This is a genomic window from Brevibacterium sp. LAARM3_SD1, assembly GCF_057364765.1.
The window spans coordinates 25,739-43,345 of record NZ_JBNFOL010000016.1; the positions used below are offsets into that span (position 1 = coordinate 25,739).

15 protein-coding genes and 2 pseudogenes are annotated in these 17,607 nt (G+C 65.9%); 8 read left to right on the top strand and 9 right to left on the bottom strand.

Features of this window, described 5'->3' with window-relative positions; translation table 11 throughout:
• Nucleotides 1–66: 66 nt before the first annotated feature.
• Together AC2W7L_RS10565 and AC2W7L_RS10570 are read right to left on the bottom strand one after the other, a co-directional pair.
• Entirely contained in the window at nucleotides 67–747 is a 681-nt protein-coding gene (locus AC2W7L_RS10565) for a response regulator (protein WP_486004431.1), read from the bottom strand.
• The gene (locus AC2W7L_RS10570; protein WP_486004432.1) at nucleotides 744–1,922 is read right to left on the bottom strand and encodes a histidine kinase; all 1,179 of its coding nucleotides are present in this window, start codon (nucleotides 1,920–1,922) and stop codon (nucleotides 744–746) included. Before AC2W7L_RS10570 ends, AC2W7L_RS10565 begins: the two co-directional genes overlap by 4 nt.
• Before the next feature lie 149 nt (nucleotides 1,923–2,071).
• Between AC2W7L_RS10570 and AC2W7L_RS10575 the strand changes: the two genes are divergently transcribed.
• Nucleotides 2,072–2,476 carry a hypothetical protein gene (locus AC2W7L_RS10575; RefSeq protein WP_486004433.1) on the top strand — a complete coding sequence of 135 codons (405 nt, stop codon included), beginning with the start codon at nucleotides 2,072–2,074 and terminating at the stop codon, nucleotides 2,474–2,476.
• Entirely contained in the window at nucleotides 2,473–3,981 is a 1,509-nt protein-coding gene (locus AC2W7L_RS10580; RefSeq protein WP_486004434.1) for a multicopper oxidase family protein, read from the top strand. Before AC2W7L_RS10575 ends, AC2W7L_RS10580 begins: the two co-directional genes overlap by 4 nt.
• A 36-nt stretch (nucleotides 3,982–4,017) precedes the next feature.
• On the opposite strand, the gene AC2W7L_RS10585 is transcribed toward AC2W7L_RS10580, so the two are convergent.
• Nucleotides 4,018–4,776, bottom strand: a complete 759-nt coding sequence (locus AC2W7L_RS10585) for an SDR family NAD(P)-dependent oxidoreductase (protein ID WP_486004435.1) — start codon at nucleotides 4,774–4,776, stop codon at nucleotides 4,018–4,020.
• 263 nt (nucleotides 4,777–5,039) lie between these two features.
• Between AC2W7L_RS10585 and AC2W7L_RS10590 the strand changes: the two genes are divergently transcribed.
• Complete coding sequence (locus AC2W7L_RS10590; protein ID WP_486004436.1) at nucleotides 5,040–5,618, top strand: dihydrofolate reductase family protein; 579 nt, start codon at nucleotides 5,040–5,042, stop codon at nucleotides 5,616–5,618.
• On the opposite strand, the gene AC2W7L_RS10595 is transcribed toward AC2W7L_RS10590, so the two are convergent.
• Nucleotides 5,599–6,348 carry a GTP pyrophosphokinase gene (locus AC2W7L_RS10595; protein ID WP_486004437.1) on the bottom strand — a complete coding sequence of 250 codons (750 nt, stop codon included), beginning with the start codon at nucleotides 6,346–6,348 and terminating at the stop codon, nucleotides 5,599–5,601. The genes AC2W7L_RS10590 and AC2W7L_RS10595 overlap by 20 nt on opposite strands.
• 63 nt (nucleotides 6,349–6,411) lie before the next feature.
• On the opposite strand from AC2W7L_RS10595, the gene AC2W7L_RS10600 reads away from it, so the two are divergent.
• Both AC2W7L_RS10600 and AC2W7L_RS10605 read left to right on the top strand, forming a co-directional pair.
• The gene (locus AC2W7L_RS10600) at nucleotides 6,412–6,675 is read left to right on the top strand and encodes a DUF2277 domain-containing protein (RefSeq protein WP_039207958.1); all 264 of its coding nucleotides are present in this window, start codon (nucleotides 6,412–6,414) and stop codon (nucleotides 6,673–6,675) included.
• Nucleotides 6,672–7,058: a DUF1304 domain-containing protein gene (locus AC2W7L_RS10605; protein ID WP_486004438.1), complete on the top strand. Its 387-nt coding sequence runs from the start codon at nucleotides 6,672–6,674 to the stop codon at nucleotides 7,056–7,058. Before AC2W7L_RS10600 ends, AC2W7L_RS10605 begins: the two co-directional genes overlap by 4 nt.
• A gap of 21 nt (nucleotides 7,059–7,079) precedes the next feature.
• Here the strand turns inward: AC2W7L_RS10605 and AC2W7L_RS10610 are convergent, their stop codons facing one another.
• Nucleotides 7,080–7,850, bottom strand: coding sequence for an IclR family transcriptional regulator (locus tag AC2W7L_RS10610; protein ID WP_486004439.1), 771 nt, complete (start codon nucleotides 7,848–7,850; stop codon nucleotides 7,080–7,082).
• Between the two features lie 184 nt (nucleotides 7,851–8,034).
• On the opposite strand from AC2W7L_RS10610, the pseudogene AC2W7L_RS10615 reads away from it, so the two are divergent.
• The 3 genes and pseudogenes from AC2W7L_RS10615 to AC2W7L_RS10625 all read left to right on the top strand — a co-directional run bounded on the left by AC2W7L_RS10615 (nucleotide 8,035) and on the right by AC2W7L_RS10625 (nucleotide 11,970).
• A pseudogene (locus tag AC2W7L_RS10615) lies at nucleotides 8,035–9,491 on the top strand (benzaldehyde dehydrogenase).
• Between the two features lie 28 nt (nucleotides 9,492–9,519).
• Entirely contained in the window at nucleotides 9,520–10,800 is a 1,281-nt protein-coding gene (locus AC2W7L_RS10620) for an MFS transporter (RefSeq protein WP_486004440.1), read from the top strand.
• Between the two features lie 4 nt (nucleotides 10,801–10,804).
• Nucleotides 10,805–11,970 (top strand): annotated as a pseudogene (locus tag AC2W7L_RS10625) (PrpF domain-containing protein).
• 3 nt (nucleotides 11,971–11,973) lie between these two features.
• Here AC2W7L_RS10625 and AC2W7L_RS10630 read toward each other — a convergent pair.
• The 4 genes from AC2W7L_RS10630 to AC2W7L_RS10645 all read right to left on the bottom strand — a co-directional run bounded on the left by AC2W7L_RS10630 (nucleotide 11,974) and on the right by AC2W7L_RS10645 (nucleotide 17,557).
• Nucleotides 11,974–14,643: an ExeM/NucH family extracellular endonuclease gene (locus AC2W7L_RS10630; protein ID WP_486004441.1), complete on the bottom strand. Its 2,670-nt coding sequence runs from the start codon at nucleotides 14,641–14,643 to the stop codon at nucleotides 11,974–11,976.
• A gap of 258 nt (nucleotides 14,644–14,901) precedes the next feature.
• Nucleotides 14,902–15,816 carry an endonuclease/exonuclease/phosphatase family protein gene (locus tag AC2W7L_RS10635; RefSeq protein WP_486004442.1) on the bottom strand — a complete coding sequence of 305 codons (915 nt, stop codon included), beginning with the start codon at nucleotides 15,814–15,816 and terminating at the stop codon, nucleotides 14,902–14,904.
• Between the two features lie 35 nt (nucleotides 15,817–15,851).
• Entirely contained in the window at nucleotides 15,852–16,532 is a 681-nt protein-coding gene (locus AC2W7L_RS10640; protein WP_486004443.1) for an HAD family hydrolase, read from the bottom strand.
• Nucleotides 16,529–17,557: an ABC transporter ATP-binding protein gene (locus AC2W7L_RS10645; RefSeq protein WP_486004444.1), complete on the bottom strand. Its 1,029-nt coding sequence runs from the start codon at nucleotides 17,555–17,557 to the stop codon at nucleotides 16,529–16,531. The genes AC2W7L_RS10640 and AC2W7L_RS10645 overlap by 4 nt, the downstream gene beginning before the upstream one ends.
• Between the last annotated feature and the right edge of the window lie 50 nt (nucleotides 17,558–17,607).

A 17,607-nucleotide genomic window follows, 5' to 3' on the forward strand; every position in this document is an offset into this window, starting at 1 on the left:
ACGCTAATCCTGCAGTCAGAGTGTGCACTGGGTGATCGGAGGACGTTCGATGGGAGCGGCCGTCGGTCACCCGCGTGAAGCACCGCCGGGCCGAACCAGCCCCGACTCATAGGCGAGCACGATGAGGGCCGCGCGGTCCCGAGCGTCGAGGCGAGTGAGCAGACGGCTGACATAAGTGCGAGCCGTGGCAGGGCTGAGGAAGAGTTCGGAAGCGATCTCGTCATTGGTCAGCCCACGCCCGATTCCGCTGAGGACCTCGACCTCCCGCTCAGTGAGCTCATCGAGCCCATGACTGACCGGATCGGGAGAATGCCCCTCGGCGACGGCCCGCATGACTGCGGCGGTGACCGAAGGAGACAACAGGGCATCACCGGCGGCGACCGTGCGGATCGCAGCGCGCAGATCGTCGGGAGAGACGTCCTTGAGCAGGTAGCCTGCAGCACCGGCGCGGATGGCGGCGAAGACGTTCTCGTCCTCGTCGAAGGTGGTGAGCATGAGCACCCTGACCCCGTTCAGCGCACCATCGGCGACGATGGCCCGCGTCGCCTCGATCCCGTCCATGACGGGCATCCGGATGTCCATGAGTACGACATCGGGGCGCAGCTCCCGCACATGCGACAGCCCTGACCTCCCGTCCGCCGCCTCGGCGACGACTGAAATATCTCCGTCGCGTTCGGCCAATGGCCGCAGACCTGCCCGGACCAGCTCCTGATCGTCGACGATGACGACGCGGATCGCCTCAGTCATTCGTTCTCCTCCACGTCGATCGGCAGATGCGCGATCACTTCGAATCCTTCATCGTTCGACCCGGCACCGAGGCGACCCCCGAGCAGTCCCGCCCGTTCCCTCATCCCGCGGATCCCTGCACCGGCGGCCGCGTCCGCGGATCCGCCGTGACCGTCATCGTTGATGCGCACGATGAGCTCGTCGCCGTGCACCTGCGCGGAGACGCTGGCTGCGCTCGCCCCGGAATGGCGGAGCACGTTCGTCACCGATTCCTGGACGATCCGAAATGCCGCGGCGTCGACGGCCCGCGGCAGCCGTGCCGGATCGACACCGAGGTCGACCGTGACGTCGAGGCCGGCGGCTCGGGCCGCCTCGATGATGGTGGAGATCGAGGCCAATCCCAGCGCCGAGGCGGGTCCCGGGTCGGTCGCACCCGCGGACTCCTCACGGAGGACCTTGACCGTGCGACGCAGTTCCCGCAGAGCCTCCGAGGTGGCACCGCGCACCCGTTCGAGTGCGGCCGCACGGTCGTCCGGGTCCACGGCCTCGGCCGCCACGGAGGTGTGCAGGGAAGCCACGGACAGGGTGTGTCCGATCGTGTCGTGGAGGTCGCGGGCGATGCGCACTCGTTCGGAGTGCATCCGCGCCTCGGCGGCTCGGGACTCCTCGGCCGTGGTGAGGGCGGCGATGCGCGCCGACTGCGAACGGGTTTCCCGGATCAAACGGACCACGGACCCCAGCGCGATGGCGGCGGCCGCCAGGGCAAGTTCGGTGACGAAGCCGTACCCGGTCAGTTGGGCGCGCGGGTCGAGGTCATCGAACCGGTAGAACGTCGACACGGCGATCAGGACCGCGGCACCGAGCACAGCCCATGAGGTGCGCCGCACCTCAGCTGTGGAGTAGAGGGCACCGACCGCGGGTAAGACCATACCGATCGGCGGCAGATTCAGAGCGTAATAGGCGAAGATCCCGAACACGGTCACGGCCAGAACTGTCAGCGGCAGACGGCGACGCAGGAGCAACAGGGCACCGAAGCCGATGGCCCAGGCGACGCCGGGCAGCGGTGAGGATTCGGCATCGGCGGCGATGACCAGCGAGATCACCAGCGTCACCGCAACCGCCAGGGAGGCATCGGTCAGCCACGGTTCGAGGCGCTCGCGCTCCTCGCCGGTTTCACTCACATCTGCCGAACCCATAGTCCAAGACTACGGAGCAAACGCGTCCGCCGCAGTCGTTCGGCGTCGATCGGGCAATCGCCTGCAGGCGACTCGAGCCTCGCCTCGGGGCGGGAGGAACTGACGCCTCAGTGCCGATGTGGCAGATCCGGCCGCGAAGAGTAGAGGACATGCATACGACAACACATTCGAAACTTCCCCTGTCCTGGCCGCTCATCGTCGGTCTGTCCTCTCTGGCACTGCTGTGGCCGCTGACCGGGCTGTGGCCTATCCTCGGTGACGGTGCCGTCCGCGCCCTCACTCTGCTCGGTCTCACCGGAGCGATCTGGATCGGGACCGTCGGCTTCGCCCGCGTCGCTCGGCCCGTACTCACCCTGACGTTCTGCGGTGCAGCGCACGGCTTCCTCACCCTCGCCTTCGGCGGACTGCTCGCCGGGACCGGGCTGATCAGCAGCGGGCCGGCGGACTTCATGGCCCTCATCCCGAGCCTCGGAATGGGAGCCGGGATCGGCGCCCTCACCGGACTGGCAGCCTTCGGCATCCAGGCGATGCTCGGGAAGCGGGAGCAGCGATGAGACGGGGCCGGCATGTCTCGGTTGCGGCCGGGGCCGCTGTCGCGGTGGTCGTCGCGGTCGGGCTGGCTGCCTGCGGAGTGTCGACCACCTCGGTGACGGAGGCCGAGTTCGACAACGAACTGGCCATCCCGCCGTTGGCGGAATCGACGGTCAAGGGCGGGGTGCGCACCTTCGACCTCACCGCTGAGAAAGGGTCGACGGAGTTCGCCGGTCAGGACGGGCCGACGGAGACTTGGGGATTCAACGGGTCATTTCTCGGGCCCACCCTGCGGGCCGAACGCGGGGAGAAGATCGCCGTCGACGTCGCGAACGACCTCGACGAGCCGACGAGCGTGCACTGGCACGGGATGCATCTGCCGGCGACGATGGACGGCGGACCGCACCAGACGATCGACCCTGGTCAGACGTGGAAGCCGCACTGGACGATCGACCAGCAGGCCTCGACCTTGTGGTACCACCCGCATCCTCATGGGAAGACCGAAGACCACGTGTACAAGGGGCTGGCCGGGATGGTCGTTCTCGATGACGATGCCAGCACCGAGGCGGATCTGCCGGACGAGTACGGCGTCGACGATCTCCCACTCATCGTTCAGGACAAGTCCTTCGACGACGGGCAGCTCGAGCTGTCGCACGACGGGGCCGAACCGGGGATGCTCGGCGACACCGTCATGGTCAACGGCACGATCGGCGGGGTGCAGGAGGTGACGTCGGAGAAGGTGCGGCTGCGCCTGCTCAACGGATCGACGGCGAGGACGTACGCGTTCGAATTCCCCGATCGGTCGATGGATCTCATCGCCGGTGACGGTGGACTCCTTGACGAACCTGCCGAGGTCGATCGGCTGAGATTGGCGCCGGGGGAGCGCGCCGAGGTGGTCGTCGACTTCACCGCGGGTGAGACGGTGCGGCTGCGCTCGGCCGAGGTCGACCTCGGCGGGGTGGCGGTGCCGGCGACGATGGGCGGACACGATTCCTTCGACGTCCTCGAATTCCGTGCGGCCGAGACCCTGAAGCCTGCTCCCGAGCCCGCGTGGTCGCCGTCGGAGCATGCCGAGAAGGATGCCTTGGATGAGTCCGAGGCTGCCAAGACCCGGAAGTTCGAACTCGAGGAACGCGAGATCAACGGTGAGCGGATGGACATGAACCGCATCGACGAGGTGGCCTACGTCGGCGACACCGAAGTGTGGGAGGTGCGCAGCAAGCAGCCGATCCCTCACAGCTTCCATATCCATGACGTGCAGTTCGAGGTGCTCTCGGTCGACGGGGTGACGCCGCCGGTGGAGATGAGCGGAAGGAAGGACACGATCTACCTCGAACCGAATCGCGACTACCGACTGCTCATGCGATTCGAGGACTACGCCGACCCGACGATGCCGTACATGTATCACTGCCACATGCTGCTGCACGAGGACGAGGGCATGATGGGCCAGTTCGTCGTCATCGAGCGAGGTCAGGAGGCAGAAGTCGGGGTGCCGGCCGGGCATGACGGGGCCGGGCACGAGCACTGAGGCGGTGACAGTGCTCGTGCGTCATCGACAGAGCGATCACACCGCGGTGTAGCCGCCGTCAATGAGGTAATAGGCGCCGGTGACGAACGAGGCATCGTCGGAGAGCAGGAACGATACGACCTTTGCGACCTCGTCGGCGGTGCCCAAGCGGCCGAGGGGGTGCTTGGCCTTGAGCCCCTCGAGCGTCTCGGCGTCGAGGTTCGATTCCAGCAGCGGGGTCGTGATGTAGCCGGGACCAACGGCGTTGATGCGCAGACCCTCGGCGCCGTATTCGGCGGCGGCATTCTTCGTGATGCCGACGACGCCGTGCTTGGCAGCCGTGTAGGCGCCGTTGTTGATCGCGGCGACGGTTCCGTGGATCGAGGCCATATTGACGATGGCGGAGTCCTTCGCGCCGGCCTTGAGCATGGCCGGGATCTGGAAACGCATGCCGTAGAGCACGCCGTTGAGGTTGACGTCGATGACCTGATCCCAGGAATCGAGGTCCGTCTCGCCGGCGGGAGCCTGCTTGCCGCCGATGCCCGCGTTGTTCACGGCGAAGTTGAGTCCGCCGTAGGTGTCGACGGCGAACTTGACGACCTTCTCCGAGTCCTCCTTCGAGGACGTGTCCTGCTGGATCGCCGAGGCGGTGCCTCCGGCCTCGACGATCTCGCGGGCGACACGCTCGGCTGCCTCGAGATTGATGTCGGTGAGGACGACCTTCGCGCCCTTGGAGGCGAGGTCCTTGGAGATCGCCTTCCCGAGCCCCGATCCGCCGCCGGTGACGAGCGCGACCTTGTCCGTGAAATCTGCCATGGTGATGACCTTCTTTCTCGAAAATCTTCGGGACCCAGCTGATGTGGCCCTCACCAGGCGCAACGCTGGTCTCGGTGCTGAAATTCCGTCTGATCGGTCACTTGCTGGGACGGATGGTCGACGACTCGGAAAGCTTCACCCATTCGCGTCGGCGTGGTTCTATAAACTCTATAAACTTTATAAACTCTATAAAGGTCTATAAACGCAATAGAGATTTAGAAACCGAAATAACTACGCCGATCACCGCAGCTCGAGGGGGAGCGATGGGAAAAGTGGCATGGGGATTCACCGCCTCGATCGACGGGTTCATCGCCGGGCCGGATCACGATATGTCGTGGCTATCGGCGTCCGAACCCAACGCCGAAGGCACCACCGAAGACATGGCCTCCAAGGTCGCCGTCATCATCTCCGGTCGCCGCGGCTACGACGCGGCCAAGGCGCAGGCCGATGAACGCGACGAGATGACATCCGAGGCCTACGGAGGTGCATGGTCGGGGACGGAGATCATCCTCACTCACCACCCCGAGGATCTGGCCGATGACGCCTCGGTGACCGCGATGAACTGCACCATCACCGAGGCGGTCGAGAGGGCCCAGCAGATCGCCGGTGACCGCGACATCCAGATCATCAGCGCCGATATCGCCCGGCAGGCGCTCGAGGTCGACCTCATCGACGAACTCCAGGTCTACGTCGCCCCGGTCTTCCTCGGCGACGGCACCCGGATCTTCGATGTTCCCGGCGGACGGCGGGTCGACTGGGAGCTCGAGACGATCGATACGGCGAACGCCCGCAGCTTCGGCCGGACGTACCGACCCAAGAGGTCTAGCCCTCCCGCCGACTGAGGTCCCAAAGGATCCGCAGGGCCTCCTCGTCGAACTCCTCGCCGGAATCGACATCCGGTGAACCGCTTCTGACCTCGGCGTGGAGGCGTTCCATCTTCCGGTCGAGTTCGCTGGCCGCGTCGGCCGCCTCGGTGAGTTCGCCGACGAGACGATCGGGAACGTCGCCGTCGAACTTGTAGTGGATCTTGTGTTCGAGGCTCGCCCAGAAGTCCATCGCGATCGTGCGGATCTGCACCTCGCAGATGACTGGGGTCGGCCCGCTGCGCAGGAACACCGGAACCTCGAGGATCGCGTGCAGGCTCCGGTAGCCGTTGGGCTTCGGCTCTGCGATGTAGTCCTTGACCTCGACGAGGCGGACGTCGTTCTGCGCGGTGAGCAGCTCGAGGACGTGGTGGGTGTCGGCGATGAAGCTGCAGGTGATGCGAATGCCCGCGATGTCTGTGATCTCGCGGCGGATGATCTCGGTGTCGAGCGGCAGGCCCCGACGATGGACCTTCTCCAGCAGGCTCCGCGGCGACTTCACGCGAGAGGAGATGTGCTCGATCGGGTTGTAGCTGCGCGTGTGGACGGACTCCTCGCGCAGGATCGAGATCTTCGTGAGCACCTCGTCGATGACGAAGCGGTGGTGCATGATCAGCTGCGAGAAATCCAGCCGCAGCTGACGGATGCTCTCGATCTGCTGCGTTGTCAGGGCTGTCTCTGCTGGCGCCATCTCTCTCCCGATCTCCATTGTGGCCTCAGTGTATCGGCGGAACATCTGTTCTGCGTCAGTGCCGAGAGGTACCGTTTTGCCATGTGCAGAAACATCAGAACACTCCATAATTTCGAACCCGCCGCCACCTCCGACGAAGTCCACGCCGCCGCCCTGCAGTACGTGCGCAAGATCGCCGGCACGACGAAGCCCTCGCAGGCCAATGCCGAAGCCTTCGACGCCGCTGTCGAGGAGATCGCGCACACCACCCAGCACCTCCTCGATGCGCTGGTGACGAATGCGCCTCCGAAGAACCGAGAAGAGGAGGCGGAGAAGCGACGAGCCAGATTCGCGGCCCGCGCATGACGATCGCAGGCCTCGTCCTCGCCGGCCTCGCTGCCGCCCTGCACGTCTTCATCTTCTACCTGGAATCCATCGCGTGGACGAGTCCGCGCGCCCGCGCCACGTTCGGCACCACCGAAGCCGAAGCCGAGGCGACGAAGTCCCTGGCCTTCAACCAGGGCTTCTACAACCTCTTCCTCGCACTCGCCGTGTTCATCGGCCTCATCGTCTTCGGCACAGGCGGTGCCGCGGTCGGTCTCACCCTCGTCTTCGTCGGAGCCGGATCGATGGTCGCCGCAGCGCTGGTGCTCGCGCTCTCGAGCCGTGAGCTGCTCGCCTCCGCGCTCAAACAGGGCACGCTGCCGCTGCTCGGTGTGCTCTGCCTGATCGTCGGCGTGCTGATCTGAGCCGCGATGTCATGTTCCGGCTCAGTCGGCGAATCGATGATCGGCTGTGAGATCCTGCGTGATCCTCGCCGAGGCGGTCCGTAGGACCCGCATGATCGCGGGCACACCTTTCCGGTGCTCCGAATCGATGACGACGCCAAGCCCGGCGATCGCCGCCCCACCGGCATCGAAGACAGGAACCGTGATGCCTGTCGTGCCCTCATCGATATGGCCGGACAGCTCCGCGAAATGGTGAGAGCGGATGGAAGTGAACATCTTGCGCAGAGTTGCAGGATCCGTTGTCGTCTTCTCCGTGATGGCAGACAGCGGCCCCCGCAGATACGCCTCACGCACATGTTTGGGCGCATAAGCCAAGAGCACGAGTCCACAGGACGACGCATGAGCCGGCAGTCGCCCGGCGGTCTTCGACCGGTGGATGACCGCATTCGGCGCCGACATGCGCTCGATGATGAGCACCTCGCGTTCCCGCAGGATGCCCAACTGCGTGTTCTCACCGACGAACTCGTGCACACCCATCATGTGCGGCCTGGCCACCGAAGCCAGATCGACGGCATCGGAGGCGCGGTTCGACAGCTCCCACATTCCGACTCCGATCCGGATGCGGCCGTTGGGGTCGCGTTGGAGCAGATCGTGACGCATCATCTCACCGATGAGTCGGTAGGCCGTCGACTTCGGCAGTTCGGCACGTTCGGCGATTTCGTCTGTGCTCAGGCTCTGATGGTCCGGGTCGAAGGACGCGAGCACGCGCACGAGCCGATCGATCATCGAGTCGCCGGAAGGAGAGTTCGCCATGCCTCGGATTCTAGCGGCTCTCCATCGAAATTCTCAATGAATGGGAGCGCTGTGGCTTCGGGTGGTGCGGGTCACTACTCTGACGAGAGGTGCACCACAGTCCTTCGTTGACTGTGCCCGTAGATCGGCTCGTTGCACGGAACCACAGACATGACCCGCCCCGACAAAGAAGTGAGGACAGATAATGACTGATTTCCTGGGAACCGACTGGCACGAGAAGATCTTCACCGGCACCTGGACCGCCGGCTCCGGAGAGACCTACGACGTCATCGAACCGGCCACCGGTGAGACCCTCGGCCGCCTCGGTGCCGCCAGCGCCGACGACGTCACCGCCGCCGCCACGCGAGCCGCCGCTGCACAGAAGGAATGGGCGAAGACCACTCCGGCCGAACGGGCCGCAGTGCTGCGCCGCGCCGGTGCTCTGTGGGCCGAACACGCCGAAGAGCTCGCCGGATGGATCATCCGCGAAGCCGGCTCCATCCCGCCGAAGGCCGCACTCGAGATCTCTTCCGCCGAAGCCATCTGCTTCGAATCCTCCGCCCTGCCCAGCCACCCCAAGGGACAGGTGCTCACCTCGAACGAACCCCGGTGGTCCTTCGCCCGCCGAGTGCCCGCCGGAGTCGTCTCCGTCATCGCCCCGTTCAACTTCCCCCTCATCCTCGCCATGCGCTCCGTTGCCCCGGCCCTCGCCCTGGGCAACGCGGTCCTGCTCAAGCCGGACCCCCGCACCGCCGTGTGCGCCGGAGTGGCGATCGCGAAGGTCTTCGCCGAGGCGGGACTGCCCGAAGGACTGCTCCAGGTCCTGCCCGGCGGCCTCGACGCCGGTGAAGCCGTCGTCGCCGCACCCGAGGTCTCCGTCATCTCGTTCACCGGCTCCACGGCGGCCGGACGCAAGGTCGGCGAAGCCGCCGGTCGCCTCCTCAAGCGCTGCCACCTCGAACTCGGTGGAAACAATGCGCTCGTCGTCCTTTCCGGAGCCGAGGTCGGTCCGGCTACCTCGGCGGGGGCCTTCGGATCGTGGATGCACCAGGGCCAGATCTGCATGACCACCGGTCGCCACCTCGTCCACGAATCCATCTATGACGACTACGTCGAGCAGCTGGCCGAACGCGCCCGCAGCCTGCCGGTGGGCAATCCCGCCACCGAGGAGGTCGCGATCGGCCCGATCATCGACGAGAAACAGCGCACCCACGTCCGCGACATCCTCGACAAAGCCACCGCCGACGGTGCCACGCTCGTCGCCGGAGGACCGGGCGAAGGCGCCTTCGTCCGCCCACGGTGCTCACCGACCTCAGTCCGTCGAATCCCGCCTGGGCGCAGGAGATCTTCGGACCCGTCGCCCCGGTGGCCCGCTTCTCCACCCTCGAAGAAGCCGCTGAGCTGGTCAACGCCAGCGAATACGGTCTCTCCTTGGGCATCCTCGGCGATGTGGGTATGGCCATGGACCTGGCCGACCTCGTCGACACCGGGAAGGTCCACATCAACGAACAGACCGTCTCCGACGAGGCCAACGTCCCCTTCGGTGGCATGAAGGACTCCGGCAACGGATCCCGTTTCGGCGGGGCTGAGGCCAACATCGAAGCCTTCACCGAAACCCAATGGGTGACGATGCGCTCATCCATCGCGCCCTACCCGTTCTGACCTGCACGACAACACCCCGGAGACACCGATGTCCGCAACCACCCCATCCGCATCCACGACCGGTTCCGCCTCGGCGGGCCGCTGGCCGGCCGTCCTGTGCTGGCTGGCCGTCGCCCTGGAGGGCTTCGACCTCGTCGTCCTCGGCGCGGTCATCCCCGAGCTGCTGGCCACCGAGGCCCTCGGATTCACCCCCGAGGCGGCCACGATGGTGGCCACGCTCAGCCTCGTGGGCGTCGGCCTCGGCGCCGTATCCGTCGGCCCCGTCGTCGACCGGATCGGACGACGGTGGGCGATCATCGGCTGCGTCATCGGCTTCAGCGTCTTCACCCTGCTCGTCGCGTTCGCCCCGAACGTCGCACTGTTCACCATCTACCGGTTCATCGCCGGACTGTTCCTCGGCGCCGTGATGCCCAGCGCGCTCGCCTACATCAGCGAATACAACAAGTCGGGCAAGACCGGAAAGGCCACGACGCTGACGATGACCGGCTACCACGCCGGCGCCGTCGCGATCTCCCTGCTCGCCGTCGCCTACTCCCACAACTGGCACCTGCTCTTCCTCGCCGGCGGAATCACCGGCCTCGTCATGGTGCCCCTCCTGATCTGGAAGCTGCCCGAATCCGAAGCGTTCCTCATCGCGCAGGCGATCAAACGCAACCCCGCGGCTGCCTCGGTGAAGGACGCCGACGCCGCCGATCCGTCCGGAGTCGTCGACTCCCAGGTGAAGACAGGAATGGCCGGGCTCTTCGCAGGCAAGCTGGCGCTGGTGACCATCGGCGTGTGGGCAGCGAGCTTCATGGGACTCCTGTTGGTCTACGGACTCAACACCTGGCTGCCGAAGATCATGGCCGACGCCGGCTACGAGGTCTCGGATTCTCTGGTCATGCTCTTCGTCATGAATATCGGCGCCGTCGTCGGGCTCGTCCTGGCCGGCTGGCTGGCCGACAAGCACGGGACGAAGAAGATCGTGCTCATGTGGTTCGTCCTCGCAGCCATCTTCCTCGCCGCACTGTCGATTCCGATGACCAGCCAGGTGCTGCTCAACATCGCGGTATTCATCACCGGAGTCTTCGTCTTCTCCGCCCAGGTGCTCGTCTACGCCTTCGTCTCGGCCATCTACCCGGCTCAGGCCCGCGGCACCGCGCTGGGCATGGCTTCGGGCATCGGGCGGATCGGTGCCATCGTCGGTCCGTTCATCACCGGCGCCCTCGTCACCGCGGGCATCGCCTATCCGTGGGGCTTCTATCTCTTCGCCGTCGTGGCAGTCCTCGGGTTCGCAGCCATGGCGATCGTGCCGAAGTCGCTACGCTGAAAGCATGACTCGGTGGATCGATGCCACGTTCGTTCGCGGCGGCACAAGCAAGGGACTGTTCTTCAGCGAATCCGCGCTGCCGTCGCTCAACGCGGACGGGGACACGGCGGAGTGGGACTCGATCTTCACCTCGGCGATGGGTTCGCCCGATCCGTTCGGCCGTCAGCTCGACGGAATGGGCGGGGGCATCTCCTCGCTGTCGAAGATCGTCGTCGTGGCCGCCTCGGCGAGGGATGGGGTCGACCTCGACTACACGTTCGGTCAGGTCTCCGTCACCGAGGCGGCGTCGATTACTCCGGCAACTGCGGAAATCTGTCCTCCGGGGTCGTGCCCTTCGCGCTGTCAGAGGGTCTGATCACCGCAGCCGACGGATGGCATGTCTTCCGGCTGTTCAATACGAACACGCAGAAACTCGTCGACGTCGGCCTCGGCGTCGTCGATGGGCAGGCCGGCGGTACGGGCGATCTGGTGCTGCCCGGAGTCAGCGGAACGGGCGCACCGATCGAACTCATCTACCCCGATCCGGCCGGCAGCCGCACCGCCGGACTCCTGCCGACGGGGAAGGCAGCCGAGTCCATCACTGCTGGTGGGGCGATGTTCGAGGTCAGCCTCGTCGACGCCACCCTGCCCGTCGTCATCGTCCCGGGTGCTGCGATCGGACTCAAGGGCACCGAAACTCCGGAGGAGATCGACGCGAAAGAGCACGCGATGGGCATGATCGCGGAGCTGCGCCGCAACGCCGCCGTGCGGATGGGGCTGTGTGAGTCACCGGAGGACGCACCGGACGTCGTGCCGAAGGTCGCCGTGGTCACCGCCCCACATCCCACCCCACTGCTCGACGGAACGACCCTGTCCGCCGAGGAGGCCGACCTGCCCGTGCGAATGATCTCCATGGGGCAGACGCACAAAGCCGTGCCCGGAACCGGAGCCATGTGCCTGGCGGCGGCCGCGCAGATCCCGGACACGATCATCAACCGCATCATCCGTCGCTCCCGGCCAGGATCCGACACCGGGGACGAAGACACAGACGTCGGGCCGGAAGTGCGGCTGGCGACGCCATCGGGTGTCGTCACGGCTGGGGCCGTCTTCGACGGAGATACAGTGACGGCCACCTCCCTCTTCCGCACGGCACGAGTGCTCATGCGAGGGCAGGTGGCCGTCACCGACTGAGTGTCACCAACCGTTGTGGCGACCGTTCTTACCGGCGTTCTTGCCTCCGGGGTGATCACCGTCGCGGCTGCCCCAATGGTTGCCGTTCTTGCCGCCGTTCTTGCCCGCGTTCTTTCCGCCGGGGTGGTCGCTCGAGCCGTCTGCATCCGCGTTGTCCGCAGCGTCTGCTCCGGTGTCGTCGTCCCCGCCTTCATCTGAGGAGTCGAAGAGGCCGACGATGACCGGATCATGGTCGGAAGCTCGGAACTGGTCCGGAGCGAAGAGGTCGCTGACGTTGTAGTTGAAGCGGCTGTATTCAAGCGCCAGAGACTCGACCGAGTTGATGTTCCAGACATCGGCCCCGGTGACGGAGTCGAAGGCCGTCGCATCCGTGCCTGCACCGTGCGCTTCGTCCGAGGCGTCGAGAGCGAGGACGTGGTCGAGGCTGCCGGTGCGCGAGCCATAGACATACGTGGATTCGTCTGTCTTCTCCGCCGCGATGTCCTTGTATCCGGCCTCATAGAAGACCTGCATCGGGTCCTCCTGAGTGTAGGAATTGAAATCGCCGAGGAGGTAGACCAGGTCGCTGTTCGTTGCCTCCTGTTGGTCGCCGGCGAACCCGACGAGCGCTTCGGCCTGCTTCACCCGGTCGGCGTTCGACGCGCCCTGACCGTCGCCGGAGTCCTCGTTGCCCGGACCTGAACCGGAGCCCTTGGACTTGAAGTGGTTGGAGATCGTCACGAAGGTCTTGTCCTTTTCGATCTCGCCGGTGCCGTCCTTCGGTGCGAACGCCTGGGACAGGGGTTCGCGGGCATTGGAGAAAGCATCCTGATCGTCAAGGATCGTGGATTCGTTCTGCGGGGCCACCTCGGCGGGTTGGTAGATCAATGCCGTGCGGATGACATCCTCATCGGTTGGAACGGCGGCAGGGGAGTCGACGAAGTCCCATTTCTGAGTCCCGGCCGCCTCGTTGAGGCGCTTGACCAGGGTGGACAGGGCATCGTCGCGGTCCTTGCCGAACGCGGCAGAGTTCTCGATCTCCATGAGCGAGACCACCGAAGCGTCGAGCTTGTTGATCGCGGTGACGATCTTCGTCTCCTGACGCTTGAGGCTCTCCGCGTTTGCGGCACCGCGGGCATCGCAGCCGCCGCGGACGGTGATGTGGTTGCCCGCGCGGTCGTCGTAGTACTGGCAGCCGGAGAGCTGGTCGCCGGTGGTGGTGAAGTAGTTGAGGACGTTGAAGCTGGCGAGGCTGACCTGCCCGCCGACGGCCTCGGGGGCCTCGGTGCGAGTGTCAGTGAAAGTGGTCGGCTGGACCGCCTCGGCGTTGTCCCCGGTCAGACGGGTCGTCGGCTGGAATCGCCACTTCTCGTGATCGAAGCCGAGCACGACGGGGGAGGTGAAGCTCGCCTGCGCACCGACGCGGACCGGGTCCTTCTTGCTGAGGTAGGGCAGGGGGATGTCCTTGTCGGCCTTGAGGAAGTTCACGGTGGCGCCGTCGTCGAGGACGACCTCACGGTCGCGGTTCTCGGCTTCCAGAGCCTTTGCCTCGGGGGTGCCGGGGCGGTGGACGTCGGTGGGCTGGTCAAGCGTGCCCTCACCGGTGGCGAGGACGACCTCACCGTAGGTGTTCGTGTTGTAATTGTCGGCCACGGTCAGCGATTCGCTCGGCTGCAGGAGCATGCCTTCGAGCGATTCGCGCTTCTCATCTCCTGCAGGAAAGGCGTCTTCGACGGGTTTGACCGCCTCGGCCGGTTCGTCGACCGTTTTGAGACCGGACGCGGATACGGAGATCTGGGACTGACCGTAGTGTTCGGATACGGTGCCGGTGACCTCGACGTGGTCGTCGATGTTGGTATCGGCGACGGTGTCGGGGGAGTAGACGAAGATGCCGTCGGACGCTGCGCCGTCGGCACGGTCAGCTCCGCCGGTGCCCGGAGTCTGGATGTAATAGCCGTTCAGCCCGCCCTCGGGGTAGGCGGCGGTGAGGACACCGCGGGTGGTCACGGTCTTGCCTTGGATGGGGCTGGCGTCGCCCGTGCCCTGGATGTCGGCGATCGGCGTGACGCCATCGGGAGTTTCGCCGTCGTCGCCATCGTCGTCGCCGTCGTCGCTGCTGTCGGGCAGGGCGTTCGGGGTGGGGGCTGCCGACTTCCATGCGTCGCCGGTGAGCTGGATCGACTGGCCGCCTGCGGCAGTCGCGCCGGTCGGTTCGGCCTCCTGGCCGATGACGGGTGCGGGGGTGAAGGTGTTCTTCGTGCCGGTGACGCCCTTGCCGTCGACGACGCCGCCGATCTGCTGGAAGTCGACCAGCTCGCCGTCATCGTCGATGACGAAGGCGCTCGAGCCGTACTCGCCGTCGGCGGCCGAACCGGCCTTGACGGAGTTCGTGATCGACACGTCGATCGCGACGGCACCGGAATCGCCGACCGTCGTGTCCTCGGGCACGGTGACGGTGTTCTCCTGCGCCTGGACGCTGCCGCCGCGTGTCACCGAACCGAAGGTCCACCCGGAGATGTCGGTGCCGGGGTCGGCGGCGACTTCGATGAAGTCGGTCGAGAAGGTGTAGGCGATTTCGGAGATGCGGATGTCGCTGTCTGCGGCCGGGGCCGCGATGGCAGGAGCCGCCGGGAGGACGAGAGCGGCCGCGAGGCTGAGTCCAGCGGTGGAGGACGCCGTCTTCGAGACGTTCATAGGAGCCTTTCATGATGACAAATCACAGCGCACGGTTCGCGGCGCAATCTCTTGCACAGTATCCGGATGCATGTCGACATCGGTGTCGATCATGTGAATACGATGTGAACTGACTGTACTACGGCTTCCGACGACGTGGCTTCAGTGTGGGCTATCGCGGCCGAGGGCGCGACGGAGTGAAGTACCAGTGACTCGGAATGGAAGGCAGTTCCCCTCCGCAGGTGTCCTCAAGTGCAGCCGCTGCGCCGCTCCCACCGATCAGCTGCGGAAGGCGAACCTCGTCTCAACGAGCTGATGATCGGACGGGAAGCGGTTCTGCCGCTGGTTCGGGATGAGTTCACAGCGGCCGCCTACATCGACGAACCCGTCTTCGACCAGGCCTTCGGCACTGCAGCCGCGAATCACGCTGTCGACGATGTCGAGGCCACGGGAGAATATGAAATCGATGCGATCACGAGGTTCGGCGCCGTCGGTGCGGCCCGGTTCGGGCTTCTCCTCATGACCGGCACGGGTGAGCGGTTCGATCGGAGACCAGGTATCGGCCGGCGCAGCGACGGGGTCGGGGTGGATCGCGCGGAAGGTGTCGGTGAATCCGGCGGCCAGCAGCGCATCGGGAGAGCGCCAGGCGATATCGGGTCGGTCGGTGCGCGCCGCCCAATCCACGGTGGACGGGGTGTTGAAATCACCGCAGATGACCACTGGCAGGTCCTCCTCGTCGACCTCAGCGCTGATGCGGGCAGTCTCGGAGAGGATCTCTTCGATCTGCTGCAGACGAGGAGCTTCCTCGGCATCGGCGACCTCTTGGCCCTCACCCTGCAGGGCTCGGTAGACCGCATAGGGGTACGGCGCGAGGTGGACGGACCACACGAGGAACCGCGACGAGTCCGGCAGCGGTCGCACGAGTGCGGCCTGAGCGTAGGGCAGCGTGCTGGTGTCCACCGGCGTCAGCTGCCCGGTGCTGAGCACGGCTGTATCCCATCCGCGCTGCGCATGATCCGCCAGCAGCTTCGGGGCCAGGTTCTCCGCAGCGCTGCCCCAGCACTCCTGCAGCGCCAGGACGTCTGCCGGGAACTGCGCTGCGATCGCGTACTGCTTCTCCTGGCCGAAGTCGACTTCTCGACCGCCGTACCAGACGTTCCATGTCTGCAGGGTGAAAGTGGTCTCAGCGGGCATGGGATCTTCTCCAATGATCGGCATCGGGTGGGTGGTCAGTTGTCGGAGTCGAGGAGGAGCGTGCGGGTTCGAGAGTCGAAGCGCAGCTGGGCGAAGTGCCGCAGCCGCACCTCGCCGGCCAGTTCGATGCTGGGATCGCTGTTGACTCCGATCACCGTGCATCCGGCCGTGTGAGCTGCCTGTGACCCCACCGGTGAGTCCTCGAAGGCGACCACCGCAGAGGCGGCCAACCCGAGTCGCTGTGCGGCCAGCAGGTAGGGGTCCGGCGCCGGCTTGCCCTGGTCGACATCGTCGATAGTGATGATCGCGTCGAAGAGGTCGAGCATGCCTGCTCGCTCGAGGAGGCCGCGCACGTCGCCGCTGCGACCGTTGCTGGCCACGGCGATCGGGATGCTGCCTGACAGTGATGCCACGAGTTCGGGGGCACCGGGCATGGGCGCTGTGACGTGTTCCAGAGCGGCGCTGTAAGCGCGGTCGACCTCCTCGGCTGTCGGCGGTCGGACATCGCTGGGGGAACCGAGGCTCTTATGCACCTGCTGCAGTCGCGCCACGGCTTCGGCTGCTGTGAGTCCGCGAAGATCCTCGGCTGCGGTGTCGTCTGCGGCCATCGACTCCAGGTAGTCTCCCATGAGTTCGATCCAGGGCGCTTCGGAGTCGACGAGGATACCGTCGCAGTCGAAGACGGCACCGGAGAAGCCGGTGATAGAGCCGCTCATGCGCGGAGTCCTTCGGTGTCATTGCGGCCCTGGCGCAGTGCGGGCTCGGCGGTGACGGAGGCGTCGATGCGCAGTCCCGGTCGCATGGCGTCGGCGTCAGCGGAGGCCAGCGATGCCGACCACTGTGCGCTGTGGTCGCCGGGCAGACCGAGGTGGACCATCGTGCGCTCGCCGGTGTAGGTGCTGTGCTTGACTTCGAGGAAGCCGTCAGCGGCCGCGCTGATCGCGAGGTTCTCGGGCCGGACGAAGACGGTGTCATCGGGTGCGGGTTCAACGGGCAGGCGGTCCCGGATCGTCCAATCGCGGCCGACGGCGAACTCATTGATCGATCCGACGAAGCGGGCGACGAATGCGGTGGCGGGGGAGGAGTACACCTCGTGAGGGGCGGAGTACTGCTCTATCCTGCCGCCGTTCATCACGGCCACACGGTCGGCGATCGCCAGCGCCTCTCCCTGATCGTGTGTGATGAAGACCGTGGTGGTGCCCAGCGCCTGCTGCACCCGCCGGATCTCCTCACGCAGTGAGGAACGGACCGAGGCGTCGAGTGCCGACAGCGGCTCGTCGAGCAGAAGGACCTTCGGCTGGGTGGCCAATGCGCGGGCCAGAGCCACGCGCTGCTGCTGGCCTCCCGAGAGCTGATGCGGGAAGCGGCCGCCCATGCCGGTCAGCCCGCAGATCTCGAGGAGTTCCTCGGTGCGTCGGCGCCGTGCTCCGGCATCGACCTTGCGGATCTGCAAACCGTATTCGATGTTGTCGCTGACACTGAGGTTGGGGAACAGGCTGTAGCTCTGGAACACCATGCCCATGTCCCGGCTGTTCGGCGGCAGTTTCAGTACGGATTCGCCGCCGACGAGCACGTCACCTCCGTTGACCGGTTCGAAACCGGCGAGGATGCGCAGAGTCGTCGTCTTGCCGCAGCCCGAAGGGCCGAGGAAGCTGACCATGCTGCCGGCCTCGATGTCGATGTTGAAGTCCTTGAGCACCTCTGTGCTGCCATAGGACTTGTCCACGTGCTCGAAGCGCACGGACTCGGGCTCGTTCGACTGCTCGGGGCCGCGGGCGATGGTCGAGTGCG